Here is a 17016-nt window from a genome sequence, read left to right on the forward strand (position 1 = left end):
CAGGGCGTATGGAGAGCGCGTGAACCGGGAGCACGACGCGCCTCGACCGGAGCCGCGAGCGGGCGACGATCACCTCGGACGGTGCCCCGCGTGCGGGGACGCCCGCATCCGCAGGGCGCCCAGTGCCCACCCCGCCCTCTTGTACGTGAGGTGCGTGAACGCGGCGTGCGGTTGGCGGTCAGGGCTGTTGTCCCCAGGAGGTGTCCTCGGACCGCAGTTCGCGCTCGCCCGCGGAGGTGGTGACGGAGCCGGGCCTGCTCTTGTGGTGCGCCAGGTGGGCCAGCCGCTTGCCGGGGTCGGGAAAGACGGGGACGAGATGCCGGCCCCAGGTGCCGTTGATCAGGCCGGCGAACGACGCGTACCAGGCGATCGCGGCGGTGACGAAGCCGAAACCGCCGGCGACCTGGAAGAGTCCCTCGGACTGCGCGAAGTTCGCGGCGGTGAACAACGTGAAGGTGATGGTCGCGCTCGTGAAGGCCGCCAGCAGTACACCCGTGATGCGGAGCGTGGCGATCGTCAAGTAGAAGGTGAGGACGGCCCACGGCAGATTGAACAGACCGTTCGCTATGTGGATCTGGTCGGGCGGCAGGTCCGGAAGGACGGCCATTCCGTATACCGCGAAGGCGATCCAGAAGGCACCGTACGAACTGAATGCCGTGGCACCGAACGTGCTGCCCTGCCGGAACTCGACCAGGCCGGCGATGAGCTGGATCACGCCGCCGAAGAAGAGCGCGACCGGGAATATCGCCGGAGTCAGCGAAGGGTCGACCCCGACGTAGAAGAAGCTCAGCATGAACGTGGTGGTCCCGAATCCGGCCAGACCCAACGGGGCGGCATCCGGCGTCGGTGCGGGACGGGTGGGCCCAGGCATGACAGCCTCCCGCCGTGTGTCCTGCCTGTCGGACAGATCCGAGCCACGGCGTCGCTCCGCGTGAGGCGCAAAAGACACCGCCCTCGACATCGAGCATGCGTCCGCGCGGTGCCACCGGCAACCGGGAGGGCCGGGGGAACGCCCCGGCTCCGGCCTGATCCGCCGGAACCGGGGCGAGGCGTCACGCGTGCAGCGTGACGGCCCTGCTGTTGTAGGCCTCCACCCGCAGCGCCGGACGCCGCGAGTCCAGTGCCCGGGACGGCCAGGAAAGCTGCACGGTCCTCGACTCGCCGGGCAGCAGCCACAGGTAGTTGTCGCTGTACAGCGTCGGCAGCACCCGGCCCCCGTCCCGCTCGTCGTCCAGCAGGGACAGCCGCACCATGGCCGCCACGGCCGACCCCTGGTTGCGCACGGTCGCCGTCAGCTCATGCCGGCTCCCCGACCGGGACACCCGCGTGATCGCTCCGGACACCTTCACCTGACGTACCTCGTTCAGGGCACGCATCGCCGCCGGTTCCCGGTAGCGCCAGTAGGTGTTGCGGGACAGCTCCCTGCCCTTCGCGTCCCGCAGCGTCAGACGCATGAGGTGCAGGTCGGGCAGGTCGTCGGTCCAGCCGGCCCGGAAGGCGCCGGTCGTGGTGGCCCGTGCCACGTCCACCCGTGCGGTGCGGCTCCTGCCGAGCTCCCGGCCGGACAGGTCGTACAGGTGCGCGCTGACGGTGGCGCCGCGCAGATCCGCCGCGGTGTGGTTGACGGCGATGACCTGCCAGTCCAGCGGATCGGCCTGGACATGGAGCGGCTCGCAGGCCGAACGGGCCCCGTAGTAGGTGCCGTTGACGTCGAAGTCGTAGTCATAGGTCTGCCATACGGTGCTGTGCCAGGCCGGGTGGGACATCCACAGCATCAGGCCGGTCGCGTTGTCCCAGAGGTTCGCGTTCCACGCCTCGAACATGGCCCGCGTGTTCTCGTAGTTGACGAACTGGGCCTTGCGGGCGAAGTCGTCGAGGTCCTCGACCTCGCCGAGGCGGCTCTCCACGGCGGCCTGGTAGTTGCGCGGCGCCTGGTTCCCGCGTTCGCTCCAGTCGTGGTAGTACCACGCCCCGCGAATGGGCCACTCCGGCTCGTCTCCCACCAGGTTGCGCATGCTGGCCGCCGTGGAGACGACCGGCATACCGATCTCGGTGTGGAAACCGAAGTCCTTGCTGCCGTAGGTCATCGGGTCGAAGTACTTCTCGGGCTCCACCCAGCCGTAGGGGCCGCCGCCGGTGACGATCCCGCCGGCCGAGTTGTTCTGGTAGAGCAGGCCCGGAACCTGGTCCTCGACGGCCTCGCGCATCCCCTTGTCGATCTCGGCCGGGGGGTTGCCCTCGTTCGCTCCGCACCAGACCGCCACGCACGGGTGGATCCGGTAGCGCAGTACGGTGTCGCGCGCGAGGGAGTTGAAGGCCGCACGGTCCGGCGGGTCCATGGCCCACGCGTTGGGGAAGTCGTTCCACACCAGGATGCCGTGCCGGTCGCAGGCCGCGAAGAACTCCTCCCGGTCGCTGCTGCCGACCCAGTTGCGGATCATGGTGAAGTTCATGTCGCGGTGCATCCGCACCGCCGCGTCCATGCGCTCGGGCGGCATCCTGCGCAGCAGTTCGTCCCAGCCCCAGTTGCCGCCCCGGGCCAGCACCCGCACGCCGTTCACACTGATCTTCAGCGGGTCGGGGGTGTTGGAGACCGACTTGACGTCCGTCCACGTGTCGCCGTCCTCGGACACCTGGATCACATAGGTCTTCGGGTAGGCGGCCTCCCAGACGATCGCCACCCGGTCGACGTCGTGCACGGCTCCCAGGTCCACCTGGATCCACTGGTGGTCCTCGTACTGCGAGGACCACCGGGTGCCGGGGTCGCCGTCCGTGGCGTGGGTGGCGGGGTGGTCGGACTCCTGGGTGGACGCCGTGGCCGTCCGGTGCAGGGCGAGGTCGGTGCCGGGGTCGGAGCGGTCGACGACCGCCAGGGACCACAGCGAGTTGCCCCAACTGGTGTTGCGCAGCCCGCAACTGAGACGGACGTAGCGGGCCCGGCGCCGGTCGAAGTCCTCGACCTGGAGGCTGGCGTTGCCGTTGTTGAACGGCAGCGGCACCGCGCCGTTGTCGACGGCCGCCACATCGCTCCACTCGGAGCCGTCGGCGGACACCTGCACCACGAACGACTTCGCGTAGGCCCGCTCCCACGCGAGGTCGACCCGGTCGAAGGACTGCGGGGACCCCAGGTCGACGCTGATCCACTGGTCGTCCTCGAAGGCGGAGGCCCATCGGGTGCCCGGGTCGCCGTCGGTGACGTTGGTCGGCCCGTGGCCGTCCTCGTCGGTGCTGGAGGCGTCGGCCGCGGCGTGCAGGGCGAGGTCGGTGCCGGGCCGGGAGCTGTCGAGCACCGACAGACCCCACAGGGAACTGCCCCAGGAGGTGGCGCGGGTCAGGCACCTGACACGCACGTGCCGCGCCTGCCGGCGCGCGAAGGTCACGGACTGCGTGTACGAGTTCTCGGACGCGGCGAACGGCAGCGGCACGTCGTACTCGTAGCCGAACTGCCGGATGCCGAAGCGGGTGGTGCGGCGGTCGCTCTCCTGTCCGCCGAGCGCGACGGTGAGTGTCAGGTCGTGCAGGTCGGGCTCGCCCAGGCCGTTGGGCCACCACAGCTTGGGGTCGCGCACCCGCAGCTGCCGGAAGGCGTCGGGAGCGAAGACGACGTCGAGGCTCTGGCCGGCGGGGACCGTGACGACCCGCGACACGCGCACCTCGCCGAACACGGCGGTGACCGTGGCCCGGTGGTCGGTGGAGTCGGCGTTGCGGACGGGTACGACCACCGTCAGCTCGGCGACCGACACGTCGGGCAGGTCGGGCAGCAGGGTGTCGACCCGGGGGTCGCCGATGACGACATGCCCCGTGGACCGCAGCCGGACGTGGTTCCAGATGCCCGCCGCGCGGTCGCGGACGGCCGGCATCCAGTCCCAGCCGGAGGAGGCCAGATACGTCGGGGAGTTGAGGTTCATCTGCGGGGCGCCCGCGTCCACCCAGGCCTCACCCAGCGGACCCTTGTCACCAGGGCTGCCGGGCACGGGCATCGGCGAGATCTTCACCGCGAGCGCGTTGGTGCCGTGCCGGGTGATCAGCCCGGTCACGTCGTAGGCGGCGCGGGCGAAGGGATAGGTGAGGTCACCGACACGGCGGCCGTTGAGCCATACGTCCGCCTGGTGGTTGACACCGTCGAACTCCAGCCACACGCGGCGGCCGACTCCGGAGCGCAGGCCCCGCGGCAGCTCGAAGTCCCGCTTGTACCACCAGGAATGACGTGACAGCGTCTCAGGGATGTGCAGGTTGTTGAGCCCCGTCACGGGATCGGGCAGTTTGCCCTGTTCCACGAGCGAGCCGAGGACCGTGCCCGGCACGGTCGCGGGCAGCCAGCCGCTCGTGTCGACGGACGGCTCGGACAGCCCGGCCCCGTCCTTACCGGCCCAGTCGTCGAGGGTGAGCCGCCAGCCCGACTCCACCGGGACCGTGCCGTCGTCGGACACCGTCAGCCGGGGTGCCTTCCCGTGCTGGGTACCCCACTCGGTCCAGCCCGTCACCGAGGGGCGCCTGCCCTGGGCGACGCCGTAGACCTCGAAGCCGTTGAGGCCCAGCGGCAGGGGGCTGGAGCGCTTGAGCGAGGTCATCCGGACCCAGCGTGCCGACACCCGGCGCGGAAGCTGGACGTCCACCTCGCCACCGGTGCCCGCGGTGGTGCGGTACACGCTCGTCCATGACTCGCGGTCCAGCGAGGTCTCCAGCACGAAGTGCAGCGCGTAGGCGGACTGGATCTCCTTGCCGGTGGTGCCGCTGTGCGGGTTTCCGCTGGTGGGCGGGGTGAACACGGGGTCGGAGGCGTCCGCCTCGAAGGTGAGGCGTATCCGGTCGACCTCGCACACGGCCTGGAGGTCGACCGCGATCCACTGCGGGTCGCCGTCCTCGGCCCGCCAGCCGCTGCCGCGGACGCCGCGACTGCTGAGCCGGTCCACCACGAAGGAGGCCGGAGTGGGGGCGTAGGCCGTCGAGGACGCGGACACCGGGCGGTACAGGGCGAGTTCGGCGGGTGCCGCCGGTGCGCCCGGTGCGGCGGTGCCGGTCGCCGCGGCGGGTGTGGTGGTGAACGCGGCTCCTGGGCCCAGCCAGGCCAGCAGAGCGGACCCCGTGGTGACGATGGACCGCCGCGAAGGGTGACGCGGCGTACCCGACTGATCTGTCATGAACTTGAAGTCCCATCGAAAAAAGAACCGCCGGCAGCGCGACCGGACCTGCCCCCCGCGCTCCTGCCCCCAACGGCATGACAACGTTGCCAAAGGTTCTGGCGGGCGACGCCTCCGTGTCAAGGGCCTGGCTGAAGTTGCTGTTGGTGGTCAGGTGACCGGCGAGACGGTTCCGGCCCTGCCGCGCTCCGGCGTGCCGAGCGCGGAGCAGGTACCGCCCGGCACCACGGTGGCAGGTCGGCAACCAGAACGTCGGGGCGGCGGGGGGACGGGGATCGGGGGCGGGTGCTTGCCGAAAAAATGCGTGGGGGCGTCGCGGGGGCGTCAACGTTCCATCGGTCCCCACGGTTTCGAAGCGCTTCGGGGAGAACGACGGATCGCATGACGGTTCTCGCGGCGTCCGTGAAAGCTCTGATCGCGTTTTCCGGGAAATCGGTTCTCGCCGTCGCGGAGATTCCCACGCGACATCAGAGGCGACCTTCCGCGAACTCCGGATTTCCGCGGCCGAATCCATCTCGGTCACGCCGGCGCCCCGTCGGGCCGGGCGGGGCACCCTCCGCTCCAGAGGTACCCCACCCGGCCGGGGCGCGCGCCGACCTCCGTCCCCACGGTGCGGCGCGAGCAGGCCAGGACGTCCCGTCGCTCCTGGGACGGCGCGGCCTGGGTCTTCAGACAGGTCCTGGCAGGTCAGGACCCGTTCTCGGGATCGATGTGCACGGCGGAGATGTCGACGGCCAGCGACATCTCGGCGTCCACGGGTGCGCCCCCGGGCTCGGACGGCGCGCTCCAGACGAGTCCCCGGTCGGACTGTCCGAGGGTGGCCGTGCCCCTGAACCCGACCCGGTGCCTTCCGCGTGCGTCCTGTGCCGCTCCGCCGAATTCCAGGTCGAGGGTGACGGGCAGTTCGACGTCCTTTATCCGAAGGTCTCCGTCGAGGCGGACACCTTCGGCACCGGCACCGGCGATTCCCTCCGACTGGAACGTCATCAGCGGGAACGACGACGAGTGGAAGAAATCGGGACCCTTGAGGTGTCGGTTCTTCTCCCGATCGCGGGTGTCGAGGCTTTCGGTCTGGACGCTCATGTACGCCGCGTTACGGGAAAAGTGCGTGCCGTCGAGTTTGAGGATCCCTTCGAAAGAGGTGAAGCGCCCGCGGACGTCGAGGACGAGAGCATGCCGGACGGAGAACCCGATCACACTGCGCACCGGGTCGATGAGGTAGATACCGTTCGGCACGTCGAACGGGCTCACCAGGGGCACCCTGTTCCGTCGTCGGTCCTTGAGCATGTCTGCAACCTTTGAGCCGTCGAGCATCCTTCTGCACTCTCTTCACCAGGAGAGACAGGGCAGCGACCTCGGTTGTGACAGGCGGTCGGGTGGAATCCCGGGCCGACCCTCCGGCGGCATGGGCGACCTCGCGCGCCGGGGGAGGGCTCACGGGCGGAGAATCCAGGCGGGGGAACGCAGTCGAGCGCTGGGGAACGGAATGAACAGAGGTGATCGACCATGACTGAGGAAAGCGTGCTGCATCCGGGCCTGATCGTCCCGGCCGGGCACGTCGAGCCGGTACCGCGGCGTGTTCGAGGGGTGATCGACGGCCGTGTCGTCCTCGACACCCGGCGCGCGCTGTACGTATGGGAGTGGCCGCCCTACCCGCAGTACAGCATCCCTCTCGACGCCCTGGCCGGGTGCGTGCTCACCGACGACGACCACGTCGAGGAGCGCGGCGCCGGGCCCGCGCGGCGGCACTCCCTGCACGTCGGATCCGAGGTGCGCGCGGGTGCTGCCTGGGTCTGGGGGGACGGCGCCCCGGAGTCCGTGCGGGGTACGGTGCGATTCGAGTGGGACGCGCTGGACGCCTGGTTCGAGGAGGACGAGCAGGTCTTCGTGCACCCGAGGAGCCCGTACTCCCGCGTGGACGCCCTGCGTTCCTCCAGCAGTGTCCGCGTGGAGGTGGACGGGGTCGTGCTGGCGGACGCGCCGGGCTGCGTGAAACTGTTCGAGACCGGCCTGCCGACCCGCTACTACCTCGACCCCCTGCACGTCGATCTGACGCGGCTGCGTGCGTCGGAGACGGTGACCAGCTGCCCCTACAAGGGGACGACGAGCGGCTACTGGTCCTTCGACGGCGAGCTCGCCACCCACGAGGACGTCGCCTGGTCCTACGATTTCCCGACGGCGCAGGTCCCTCGGATCGCGGGCCTGATCGCCTTCTACAACGAGCATGTCGACCTGCACGTGGACGGTGTGCCGCTGCCGCGCTCCACCGAACCCCCGTCGACGGCGGCGAGCCGTCGCGGACGGTGACCGCACGACACCACCGAACACCCCAGGAGCGGCCGCGCGCTCCTCGTGTCTCTTGCCGCCCCTTCGTGTCACCGGTGTGTCCGAAAGGGTGAATGTGCCGGTGGCGCGGCGTGTCGCGGGCAGGTCGCCCGCACGCTTCGTTGACGAGAGCGAGCGGGGGGATCGGGGTGCGAGCATCCCCGGGACCGGCACGAGGGTGACAGCGGGGGGCGGATGTGGTGGGGCGGCAGCGGCATGCTTCGTTGCGGGACAGAGCGCGCTATCTCTTCGACAGGACTCTGGCACGCAGCACGGGCACGTTGCTGGGCTGGCTGGCCGCGTGCTGCCTCGCCGTCGTCCTGCCGGTCAGCGCGCTGCTGGTGTGGACCGACCCCGCCGCACCGCGCACCCTGGCCGGACGGCTCACCGCCGTGTGGCGCACCAGCGCCGAGACCCTGCGGCTCGGCGGTGTCACGGGCGCGCCGCTGCGGATGCTGTTGGCGGGGCTGCTCGGGCTCGTCGCGCTGCTCTGCGTCTCGACACTGATCGGCGTGATCACCACCGGCCTCGGCGACCGGCTCACGGAGTTGCGTCGCGGCCGCTCCACGGTGCTGGAGGAGGATCACGCGGTCGTGCTCGGCTGGTCCGACCAGGTGTACACGGTCGTCGCCGAAACGGCCGCGGCGCTCGCAGCGGCCGCGGCGGGCGGAAGGCGCGGGGTGGTCGCGGTGCTCGCCGAGCACGACAGCGCCGAGATGGAGACGGCCCTCACCGCAGCTCTCGGGGACGTCGGCAGGACCCGGCTCGTCTGCCGCACCGGCTCACCGGCCGACCCCCGCGCGCTGGCGCTCGTCACACCCGCCGCGGCCCGTTCGGTGCTGGTGCTGCCGTCCGAGGACGCCGGTGACGGCGCCGACGTCGAGGTCGTCCGCGTCCTGATGGCCCTGCGCGCGCTGCTCGGGGCGCGGCCGGGGCCGCCGGTGGTCGCCGCGGTGCGCGACGACCGGTTCCTGCCGGCCGCGCGGCTGGCGGCCGGGCCACGGGGCACAGTGCTGGAGACGGACGTCACCACCGCGCGGCTCCTGGCGCAGTCGGCACGGCGCCCAGGGCTCTCCGCGGCGCTGCGGGACCTCCTCGACTTCGCCGGGGCCGAGTTCCACGTCGTGGACGTCCCGGACTTGACGGGACGCTCGTACGCTGACATCGCGCTGTGCTTCGAGGCGTGCCGCGTCGTCGGGTTCCTGAAGGCGGACGGTCGGCCCCTCCTCACTCCCGCGCCGGGCACGCTCCTCGAGACCGGTGACCGGCTCGTGGTCGTGGCGCCCGACGAGCGGGCGGAACCGCCGGCCGATCGCCGGGACCTTGTCGAGGGGGCGCTGGTGACGGCGCCCGTACCCCGGCGGGCCGCCCCGGCGCGGGTGCTGCTGCTCGGCTGGAACCGCCGCGCGCCCCTGCTCCTCGGCATCCTGCGCGCCACCTCGCCACCGGGATCCGTCGTGGACGTCGTCACCGACCCGGACCGCGTACCCGGCGCCGTCCCGCAGGGAGACGAGGCGGAGGGGCAGGCGCTCAAGGCCGACCCCGCACGTCTTCTCGTGAACCATCACACGGGCGCCCTCACCCGCCCCGAGTTCCTGCGTGGCCTGGACGTCTTCGGCTACGACAGTGTCGTCGTCCTGGGCCCCGACGAGTGCACGGGCACCGAGCGCCCGGACGACCGCACCCTCCTGACGCTTCTGATGCTCCGGGCGCGGGAGGAGGAAGTGGGCCGTGCCCTTCCCGTGGTGGCCGAGTTGCGCGACCCGCGCAGCCGGGCGCTGGCCCCGCTCGGCCCCGCGTCCGACGCGGTGGTCCGCGGCGAACTGACCGCACTGCTGATGGCGCAGCTCTCCCACAGCCCGGAGCTGGCGACGGTGTTCGACGAGATCTTCGCCGTCCGGGGCGGCGCGCTGGCCCTGCGCCCGGCGGGAGACTACGTACGGCCCGGCGCCGAGACCGCCTTCGCGACGGTCGTCGCGGCAGCCCTGGAGCGTAGGGAATGCGCCCTCGGATACCGGGTCCCCGCACCACCTGGCGCGGCGTCGCACGGCCTGCGCCTGTGTCCGGGCATGTCGCAACGGCGGGAGTGGGGCGCCCAGGACGAGATCCTGGTGCTGACGTCCGGCTCCGTCACGACCTCCGCCACCGGGGCCGGCGGGTGCGGACTGCCCGGCATGCGCGGGGAGTCCACCGGGCCCGTGCCGACCAGGACGCCGGTGCAGCGCGCACAGCGACCCGCCCCACCCGAACGCCGCCCGCCCACACCCCGGGACCAGCGGGGCGCGGGCCACGGTCTGGAGGCGGCGGGCCGCGAGGGTGAGGGGGCGGGCGACGGTCACGAAGGGGCCGAGCCGTGGTCGTGAGGGCACGCCACGAGGGTGCGGAGGCGGGCGGCGGTCGTCAAAGGGGCGGCACGTCGGCCGGTGTCCCGTACCCCTGACAGGCCCCGCTCGGCAGCGCGACCTGCGGACTCCGCGCACCGGAGCGATGAGTTCGGGTGGCCGGTCGGGTCTGTCCTCGCATGACGCGCATCATCGCCGACATCTCGGTCTCCCTCGACGGCTTCGTCACCGGCCCCGACCCCGGCCCCGGCAACGGTCTGGGCACCGGCGGCGAGGCCTTGCACATCTGGGCGTTCTCCGACGACCCCGAGGACCGCCGGGTCCTGCGCGAGGCCACGGCCCGCTCCGGCGCCGTGGTCCTCGGCCGGCGGCTCTTCGACCTGGTCGACGGCCCGGACGGCTGGGACGACACGACGGGCTACGGTGCCGGCGAGGTGGGCCGGCCGGCTTTCGTCGTCGTGACGAGTTCGCCGCCGGAACCGGTGCGGCTCACCGACCTCGACTGGACGTTCGTCACCACCGGTCTGCCTGACGCCGTGACGGCGGCACGCGAGCGCGCCGAAGCCGCGTCGGCGGACAGCGGCAAGGACCTCGACGTGGTCCTCATGGGCGGCGGCGCCACGATCGGCTCGGCGCTGGACGCGGGGCTGGTCGACGCGCTGACACTGCACCTCGCGCCCGTCGTGCTGGGCTCGGGGACGCCCCTGTTCACCGGCCGCGCCCCCCACACGCTGGTGCAGCGGGGCGTGACCGCGACGTCGACCGCGACGCACGTGAGGTACGACGTCCGGTGACGCCCCGGGCGTTCCGTGCGGTGGCGGCGTCCGGTGGGCGCCGAAGGGGCGCGCCGGATCAGGTAGTTTGAATTTCCAACGCACTGTCAAGCGCCCTGCCGCACCGACCGACAAGGAGGTCCGCCATGGTTCGGGCCCGTCCGGAGCCCCAGCGAGCGGATTCCCCGCACATACTGGACAACCCCGTCCTGGCCTCCCTCTCCGGCCCCCGGCACGCCCACCTCGCGCGACGGCGCGGACGTGTCCGGCGGTACCTGGAGGACGTCTCGTCCTTCATGGGCCTGCCCGAGGACCCGACGGAGCGGGACTGGACCGATGCGGCCCACCTGCTGGGGTCCGGCACGAGTGCCTTGGTCGACGGCTCGGTGACCGTCCCGGACAACTGGAACGTCGTAGAGCGCTTCGGCATCCTTCAGATGACCGCCTCCGAGGAGGTCGAAGGCGTACGCGACCACCGCGCCGTGCGCCTCACCGCGGACGACGTGCCGGAGATGCTGGACCTGACCCGTCGTACCGCCCCCGGTCCGTTCCTCCGCCGCACCATCGACATGGGCACCTATCTGGGGATACGCCGCGACGGCGCACTCATCGGCATGGCCGGCGAGCGGATGCGGGCCGAAGGGTGGGTGGAGATCAGCGCCGTGTGCACGGCACCCGAGCACCGGGGCGAGGGCCTGGGCACCAGCCTGCTGAGGACGATGGTGGCCGAGATCGCCGCGCACGGGGACCGGGCCTTCCTCCATGTGGTGTCCACCAACTCCCGGGCGATCCAGCTGTACGAGCACCTCGGCTTCACCGCCCGGCGGGAGTTCACCGTCACCGTGCTCCGAGGCCCGGACCCCGCGGTCCAGGACAGCGCCTGACCCCTCGCGCGAGCCGAGGCCCCCGTGACCACGCCCGGTCACGGGGGCCTCGTGATGTCGGCCAGCCTCCCGTGTCACACATGGCGTGCCTCCCCGGTCTCACTGAAGGGCCGACCCCGCCCCCCCCGCACCACGATGCCGAACAGGGAGCACCGCACGCCGACATGACCCCCACGCCCCGACAAGTCTGGCTGCCCGCGCAGTTCACGCGCCTCGACGGCCTGCCCGCGGGACTGCGTTACGCCCGCTGGGACGGCAGTTCGCCCTTCCCTTCCGATCCGGCCGACGTCGAGTTCTACGTGCCGCCCCTCGTTCAGGACATCGCCACCATCGGCAGCCCGCTGCCCCGCATGACGCGCCTCAGGGCGGTCCAGGCCCTCAGCTCCGGCACCGACGAACTACGGGCCGAACTGCGCCGGCTGCCCGGCCACGTGACCCTGTGCAACGCCCGAGGCGTCCACGCCCGCAGCACGGCCGAACTCGCTCTGACCCTGATCCTCGCCTCACTGCGGGGCCTGCCGGAATTCGGTCGCGCCCAGGACCTCGGGCTGTGGAAACCCCAGGTCTTCCAGTCCCTGTACGAGCGCTCCGTGCTCCTCGTCGGATACGGGGCGGTCGGCTCCGCACTGGAGGACCTTCTCGGCCCCTTCGACTGCACAGTGACCCGTGTCGCGCGCGGCGACCGTGTCTCTCCCAGGGGCCCGGTGCACGCCGTCTCACGCCTGCCCTCGCTCGTCGCGACGGCGGACGTCGTGGTGCTGGCCACCCCCCTGACCCCCGCGACCCGCCACCTGTTCGACGCGGATCTGCTGGCGCGCATGAAGGACGGCGCGCTCCTCGTCAATCTGTCCAGGGGCGCCGTGGTCGACACGACCGCCCTGCTGAGGGAAGCGCACGACGGCCGACTGCTGGCCGCGCTCGACGTCACGGAGCCGGACCCGCTCCCTGCGGGACATCCGCTGTGGGACGCGCCCGGAGTGCTGGTCACCCCGCACGTCGGCACGTTCACGCCGTCGCTGTGGCGCGGACTCGAAGAACTGATCCGACGTCAGCTGAAGCGGTACGCCGCAGGTGAGGAGCTGGACAACGTTGTTTCCCGCTGATGTGGAAGACCCGAGGGAAGCGGCCCGGTCGCTCGTCCCGCTGCTCGCCGACGAGGCCGCGCGGACCGAGGAGGGGGCCACGTGGTCAACCTCGCCTCCCTGGCGGGCCAGCAGGGCGGCACCCTCGGCGGAGCCCACTACTCGGCGGCGAAGGCCGGGGTCCTGGTGCTCACCAAGGTGTTCGCCAGGGAACTGGCGGCGCACGGCGTGACCGTCAACGCCGTCGCGCCTGCCGCCGTCCACACGCCCGTCGGCGGCGGGGCCGACATGCGGTGGTCGGTGGTGGGGCCGACATGCGGTGGTCGGTGGCGGGGCCGACATGCGGTGGTCGGCGGCGGGACGCCCATGCGCTGATCGGCGGCCGGACCCACACGCGGTGATCGGTGTGACGGGATCCGCCGACGTTCTCGGTCGGGCAGCGGCCCTCAGGCCGGTCCGTCCCCGGCCCCCGGTCCCGCGGTCCCCGCCGGGGGCGTGGGCGCCGTCTCGCGTGCGCGGACGACCCCGATCACGGTGTCCGCGGTGCGGTCCAGGTGGCTGCGGTGGTCGGGTAGCAGGGCGTTCGGGCTGATGTAACTCCTCGGTCCGACGTGGGTCGCCGGGTCGAGCCGGTGAACGGTGACCCTCCCGGCGCGCAGCGCCCGGTTCCAGCCGCTGCCGCGCCACAGGCGCCAGCGCTGCGGGAAGATCCAGGTGCCGGCCCGCTCGATCCGGTCGTTCGCGCTGGTGAGCCGGTACAGGTGCTCGGCGCGGCTGATGTCGTTGGCGCCGTTGTGGAATCCGCCGATGGTGAGCAGCAGCAGCGGCGCCCGCAAGGTGGCGTGCAGTTCGTCGACGGCGCCGGTGGCGACCTGGGCCCCGCCGCTGTAGCTGAGCAGCACCACGGGGACACCGCTGTGCGGCCGGTAGCCGGCGAGCCGGAGCTGTGTGGCGATCTGACCGCCGACCGCGCGGTTGTACAGGGGCCGGTAGCGGCGGTCCGCGGCGACGAAGACCTGCATCACGTTGTGCAGGAACAGCAGCAGACCGGCGTGGCGGCGCAGCCACGCCCAGACCGGCCGGTCGGCGAGCGGCGCGGCCAGCGGGGAGTACGGCTGCACCTGGCCGAGGACCCGCAGCTCCGGCGCCTTGGTGAGCAGGGCTCGGACCAGTACACCGCCGTCCCGGCTGTCCCGGACGCGGCGTTTTCCGATGCCGTCCAGATAGACCAGGTAAGCCGCCGGCGGGGCGTCGGGGGCCGCGCCCCGTGCGTAGGGGGTGCCGTCGGGGAGCTCGCTGGCCGGCGCGCGCCAGCCGGCGCCGTACACCAGCACCTCGTAGCGGGCGAGCAGTGCCTCGGCGATCAGGGCGACACCGATGCCCGCGCAGGCCCAGAGCAGCAGGGTGTTCACGCGACCGCCTCCGGTGTTCCGGGCGCGGCGAGCCAGGCGACCAGCCGCCGGACGGCCTCCACGGCGAGTCCGAGCCCGACCCCGGCGACGGCCAGGCACTCGGCGGCCGTCCACCAGTCGAGACCGGTCGCCGCGGCGAAGGGACCCGTCAGGGCCACCCCGACGCCCACGAGGAGCAGCAGGTGGAGGAACGGCCCGAGCAGGGGGAACGCGAGCACGGCGGCGAACAGGAGGGGCGCGACGAGGCCGGGGGTCCACACCGTGCCGCCGACCGGCGTCGACGAGGGCAGCAGGAGTTCGGCGAGGGTCCACGCGGTCAGCGGCCACAGCGCGAACACCACCGCCTCGACGACACCCCCCAGGATCAGCAGGCTGATCACATGCCTGTGCGACACACCGGGGCGGCGTACCGCCAGGGGCACGAGGCGCCCGGCGGCCTCCGAGGCTCCGGCGAGCAGCAGCAGGACGACGACCAGGGGTGACATCGCTCAGCCTCGCTGTGACGGGTCGAGGGGAGCCGGTGCCGGACGGCGCGGCGGGCCGGACTCCCGAAGACAGCGCTCGAGTTCGTCGGCGGCGCGCCGGAAGCCGCCCGCGTCGCGCTGGGCGGTCCGCAAGGTGGCCGCGGCCGCCCGGAAGCGGGGTTCGTCGAGCAGACGCCGGGCGAGCGCGCGTACGGAGTCCTCGGTGACGTCATGGTTGCCCAGCGACAGGCCGGCGCCGAGTTCGCTCACGCGGCGGGCCACCAGCGGCTGGTCGGCGCCCTGAGGCACCACCAGCATGGGCACCCCGGCGTACAGGGCCTCGTTGACGCTGTTCATGCCGCCGTGCGTGACGAACAGGGACGCGCGGTCGAGCACCTGAAGCTGCGGTACGGAGCGGCGGGCGATCACGTGGGCGGGCAACGGGCCGAGCGCGGCGGGATCGGTGTGCCCGGTGGAGACGATCACGGTGCCGCCGAGCGGGGCGAGCGCCAGGGCGAAACTCCGCAGCGTCCGCGGGCCGGCGTCGAACAACGTGCCGAGGGACGCGTACAGCACCGGGTCGCGCAGACGCTCGACGGGGAAGGACGGGTCGGCCGGACGGGCGCCGATGCTGGGTCCCACGAAGCGGAAGGAGGGGTCGATGTCCTCGCTGCCGGGCTGGAACGCCCGCGAGGTGTAGACCAGGTTGAGCGCCTGACGGAGGTTCCCCAGGTCGAGCGGGGGCAGCGTCCGGGTGTCGTAGTGGCGGCGTAGCTCCCGGCGCGCCCGCAGGTAGCCCCGCACGTTGCGGGAGTGGGCCGCCGCCGAGGCGAGCAGGGCCCATGAGGCTCCGGTGGGGCTCGGCACCCCACGGCCGTAGGCGAACGTCGTGAACGACGACGCGGCCGGCACCCCCAGTTCCCGCGCGGCGACCGGGCCCCACGGGCAGGCGTTGTCGTGGACGATCAGGTCGGGCCGGATGCCGCGGAGGTCGGCGAGCACGGTGGGCAGGAGGCGGACGGTGGTCCGGGCGAGCGCCTCCATCAGCGTGATCGGCATCGGCGGGTCGGGCATCGCACGGTCGTCCTCCGGACAGAGGTGGACGGTCGCGCCGGTGGCCGCGATCTCCCCTTGGAACGCGGGCCAGGCGTGGTACGTGACGCGGTGGCCGCGCCGGACGAGTTCGGCGACAATCGGCAGCGTCGGGTTGATGTGGCCGTGCATGCCGATGTTGAGGAAGGCGAGGGTGCTCACGGACCGCCTCCTCGGAAGTAGGGGGGTGGCGGCTCGCCGGGGCCGGCCCGGCGGGTGCCCGGATCCGGCGGAGCGGCAGGTCGGCCGGTGGGAGCCGTACCGGGGCGGGCCGGTGCACCGTCCCGAGCCGTACCGGGGCGGGCCGGTGCACCGTCCGACTGCCCCGCCCCCGCCCCCGCCCCCGCCCCCGTCTCTCCAGCCCGCCCGTCCCCTCTCGCCGTCCCCGTCATGGCGTCGACCCGGTACAGCCCCGGGCCGTCGATGCGCAGGCTGTCCAGGAAGTGCCCGGCGGTCCGTGCCGCGGTGCTGATCAGCCGCTCGGTATGGCCGAAGTCCCAGGGCGAGGGCCACACCTCGATACCGGTCGGCAGCAGCACGGTCGGGATGTGCTGGGCCACCTCGTGCAGGTCGCGCTGGATCTGATGGTGCAACAGCAGCAGTCCGGCCCGGGCCGCGATGGCGCTCGCACGCCGCCGCGGGATGTCCGGGGGCAGGGGCGAGCTCTCCGGACCGGTCGACAGCACGACGACGCTGGCCGCCCCGGCCCGCAGCGCCGCCAGCACCGGTACGTAGGCGACCACGCCGCCGTCGACGAGGGTGCGGCCCTCGCGCTCGACGGGGGGCAGCATTCCGGGGATCGCCGCACTGGCAAGGAGCGCGGAGGTGAGGTCACCGTGGTCGAGCAAGGCCGCGGCCCCGCTGGCGAGGTCCATGGCCACGGCGGTGAACGGGACCGCCAGATCCTCGATCCTGGAGGGGAGCCCGGACTCGGTGATCAGCCGACGCAGGCCACGGTCGTTGAACAGGCTCACCCGTGACGAGGCGTAGCCGAACGGATACACGTCGCGGCGACGCAGTCGCGACCACACGTTGTCGAGGTACGGGGCGGCCTCGTCGGGGTGCGCCGCCGCGATGGCCCCGTTGAGGGCGCCCACCGAGGTCCCCACGATCATGTCCGGCGCGAAGCCGCGTTGCTCCAGCGCGTACCCGACACCTACATGCGCCGCGCCGAGCACCCCTCCGGCACCCACCACCGCCGCCACCGGCCTGGGCAGGCCCCCCAGCCCGAAGGGTTCCGGGACGGCGTCGGAAGGTCGCTCACGCGGAAGCCTCATGTCACTTCACGCACCTAGGGGGATTCGTGCACGATCCAACGGCAGGAACGCGTCATTCCGTACCCTCACAAAAGGGTATTCCCCGTTTCCCCTGCGGCGCCTGCCCGAGCCGCGCACGGACCTTCCGGCCCCTGTGGGGACGTGCTCATGGGACTGTCCCCCCGGTGACGCGCCCCCTGCGTAGTGAGCGGTCGCCTGACGGCCGGATCCTGGCCCTGAGTGAG

At 72.4% G+C, this 17016-nt stretch carries 12 protein-coding genes and 1 pseudogene; 6 read left to right on the forward strand and 7 right to left on the reverse strand.

Annotated elements, in window-relative coordinates; genetic code table 11:
- Window positions 1-178 precede the first annotated feature (178 nt).
- The 3 genes from ACZ7LV_RS02760 to ACZ7LV_RS02770 all read right to left on the reverse strand — a co-directional run bounded on the left by ACZ7LV_RS02760 (window position 179) and on the right by ACZ7LV_RS02770 (window position 6392).
- A complete protein-coding gene (locus ACZ7LV_RS02760) occupies window positions 179-871 on the reverse strand; it encodes an acetate uptake transporter (protein ID WP_471935002.1) in 693 nt (230 codons plus the stop codon).
- A gap of 181 nt (window positions 872-1052) precedes the next feature.
- Window positions 1053-5141: a discoidin domain-containing protein gene (locus tag ACZ7LV_RS02765; protein ID WP_471935004.1), complete on the reverse strand. Its 4089-nt coding sequence runs from the start codon at window positions 5139-5141 to the stop codon at window positions 1053-1055.
- A gap of 687 nt (window positions 5142-5828) precedes the next feature.
- Entirely contained in the window at window positions 5829-6392 is a 564-nt protein-coding gene (locus tag ACZ7LV_RS02770; protein ID WP_471935006.1) for a YceI family protein, read from the reverse strand.
- 255 nt (window positions 6393-6647) lie between these two features.
- Here ACZ7LV_RS02770 and ACZ7LV_RS02775 point away from each other — a divergent pair, with 255 nt between their 5' ends.
- The 6 genes and pseudogenes from ACZ7LV_RS02775 to ACZ7LV_RS02800 all read left to right on the forward strand — a co-directional run.
- Window positions 6648-7448, forward strand: coding sequence for a DUF427 domain-containing protein (locus tag ACZ7LV_RS02775; RefSeq protein WP_471935007.1), 801 nt, complete (start codon window positions 6648-6650; stop codon window positions 7446-7448).
- 242 nt (window positions 7449-7690) lie between these two features.
- The gene (locus tag ACZ7LV_RS02780; RefSeq protein WP_471935008.1) at window positions 7691-9829 is read left to right on the forward strand and encodes a CASTOR/POLLUX-related putative ion channel; all 2139 of its coding nucleotides are present in this window, start codon (window positions 7691-7693) and stop codon (window positions 9827-9829) included.
- A gap of 158 nt (window positions 9830-9987) precedes the next feature.
- Entirely contained in the window at window positions 9988-10602 is a 615-nt protein-coding gene (locus ACZ7LV_RS02785) for a dihydrofolate reductase family protein (protein ID WP_471935009.1), read from the forward strand.
- 125 nt (window positions 10603-10727) lie between these two features.
- A complete protein-coding gene (locus tag ACZ7LV_RS02790; RefSeq protein WP_471935010.1) occupies window positions 10728-11465 on the forward strand; it encodes a GNAT family N-acetyltransferase in 738 nt (245 codons plus the stop codon).
- Window positions 11466-11629: 164 nt separating this feature from the next.
- On the forward strand, window positions 11630-12568 hold the full coding sequence (locus ACZ7LV_RS02795) for a 2-hydroxyacid dehydrogenase (RefSeq protein WP_471935011.1): 939 nt from the start codon (window positions 11630-11632) through the stop codon (window positions 12566-12568).
- A 75-nt stretch (window positions 12569-12643) separates the two neighbouring features.
- Window positions 12644-12922 (forward strand): annotated as a pseudogene (locus tag ACZ7LV_RS02800) (SDR family NAD(P)-dependent oxidoreductase); the annotation flags it as partial.
- A 71-nt stretch (window positions 12923-12993) separates the two neighbouring features.
- Here the strand turns inward: ACZ7LV_RS02800 and ACZ7LV_RS02805 are convergent.
- Genes ACZ7LV_RS02805 through ACZ7LV_RS02820 form a run of 4 tightly spaced genes read right to left on the reverse strand, consistent with a single transcriptional unit; the run spans window position 12994 to window position 16792 of the window.
- Window positions 12994-13959, reverse strand: coding sequence for a hypothetical protein (locus ACZ7LV_RS02805; protein WP_471935012.1), 966 nt, complete (start codon window positions 13957-13959; stop codon window positions 12994-12996).
- Window positions 13956-14444 (reverse strand): hypothetical protein, encoded by a 489-nt coding sequence (locus ACZ7LV_RS02810; RefSeq protein ID WP_471935014.1) that lies wholly within the window; start codon window positions 14442-14444, stop codon window positions 13956-13958. Before ACZ7LV_RS02810 ends, ACZ7LV_RS02805 begins: the two co-directional genes overlap by 4 nt.
- Before the next feature lie 3 nt (window positions 14445-14447).
- Window positions 14448-15677: a macrolide family glycosyltransferase gene (locus ACZ7LV_RS02815; protein WP_471935016.1), complete on the reverse strand. Its 1230-nt coding sequence runs from the start codon at window positions 15675-15677 to the stop codon at window positions 14448-14450.
- Window positions 15674-16792 carry a patatin-like phospholipase family protein gene (locus ACZ7LV_RS02820; RefSeq protein WP_471935018.1) on the reverse strand — a complete coding sequence of 373 codons (1119 nt, stop codon included), beginning with the start codon at window positions 16790-16792 and terminating at the stop codon, window positions 15674-15676. Before ACZ7LV_RS02820 ends, ACZ7LV_RS02815 begins: the two co-directional genes overlap by 4 nt.
- Between the last annotated feature and the right edge of the window lie 224 nt (window positions 16793-17016).

The sequence above is a fragment of the Streptomyces sp. NPDC107562 genome (assembly GCF_055657325.1).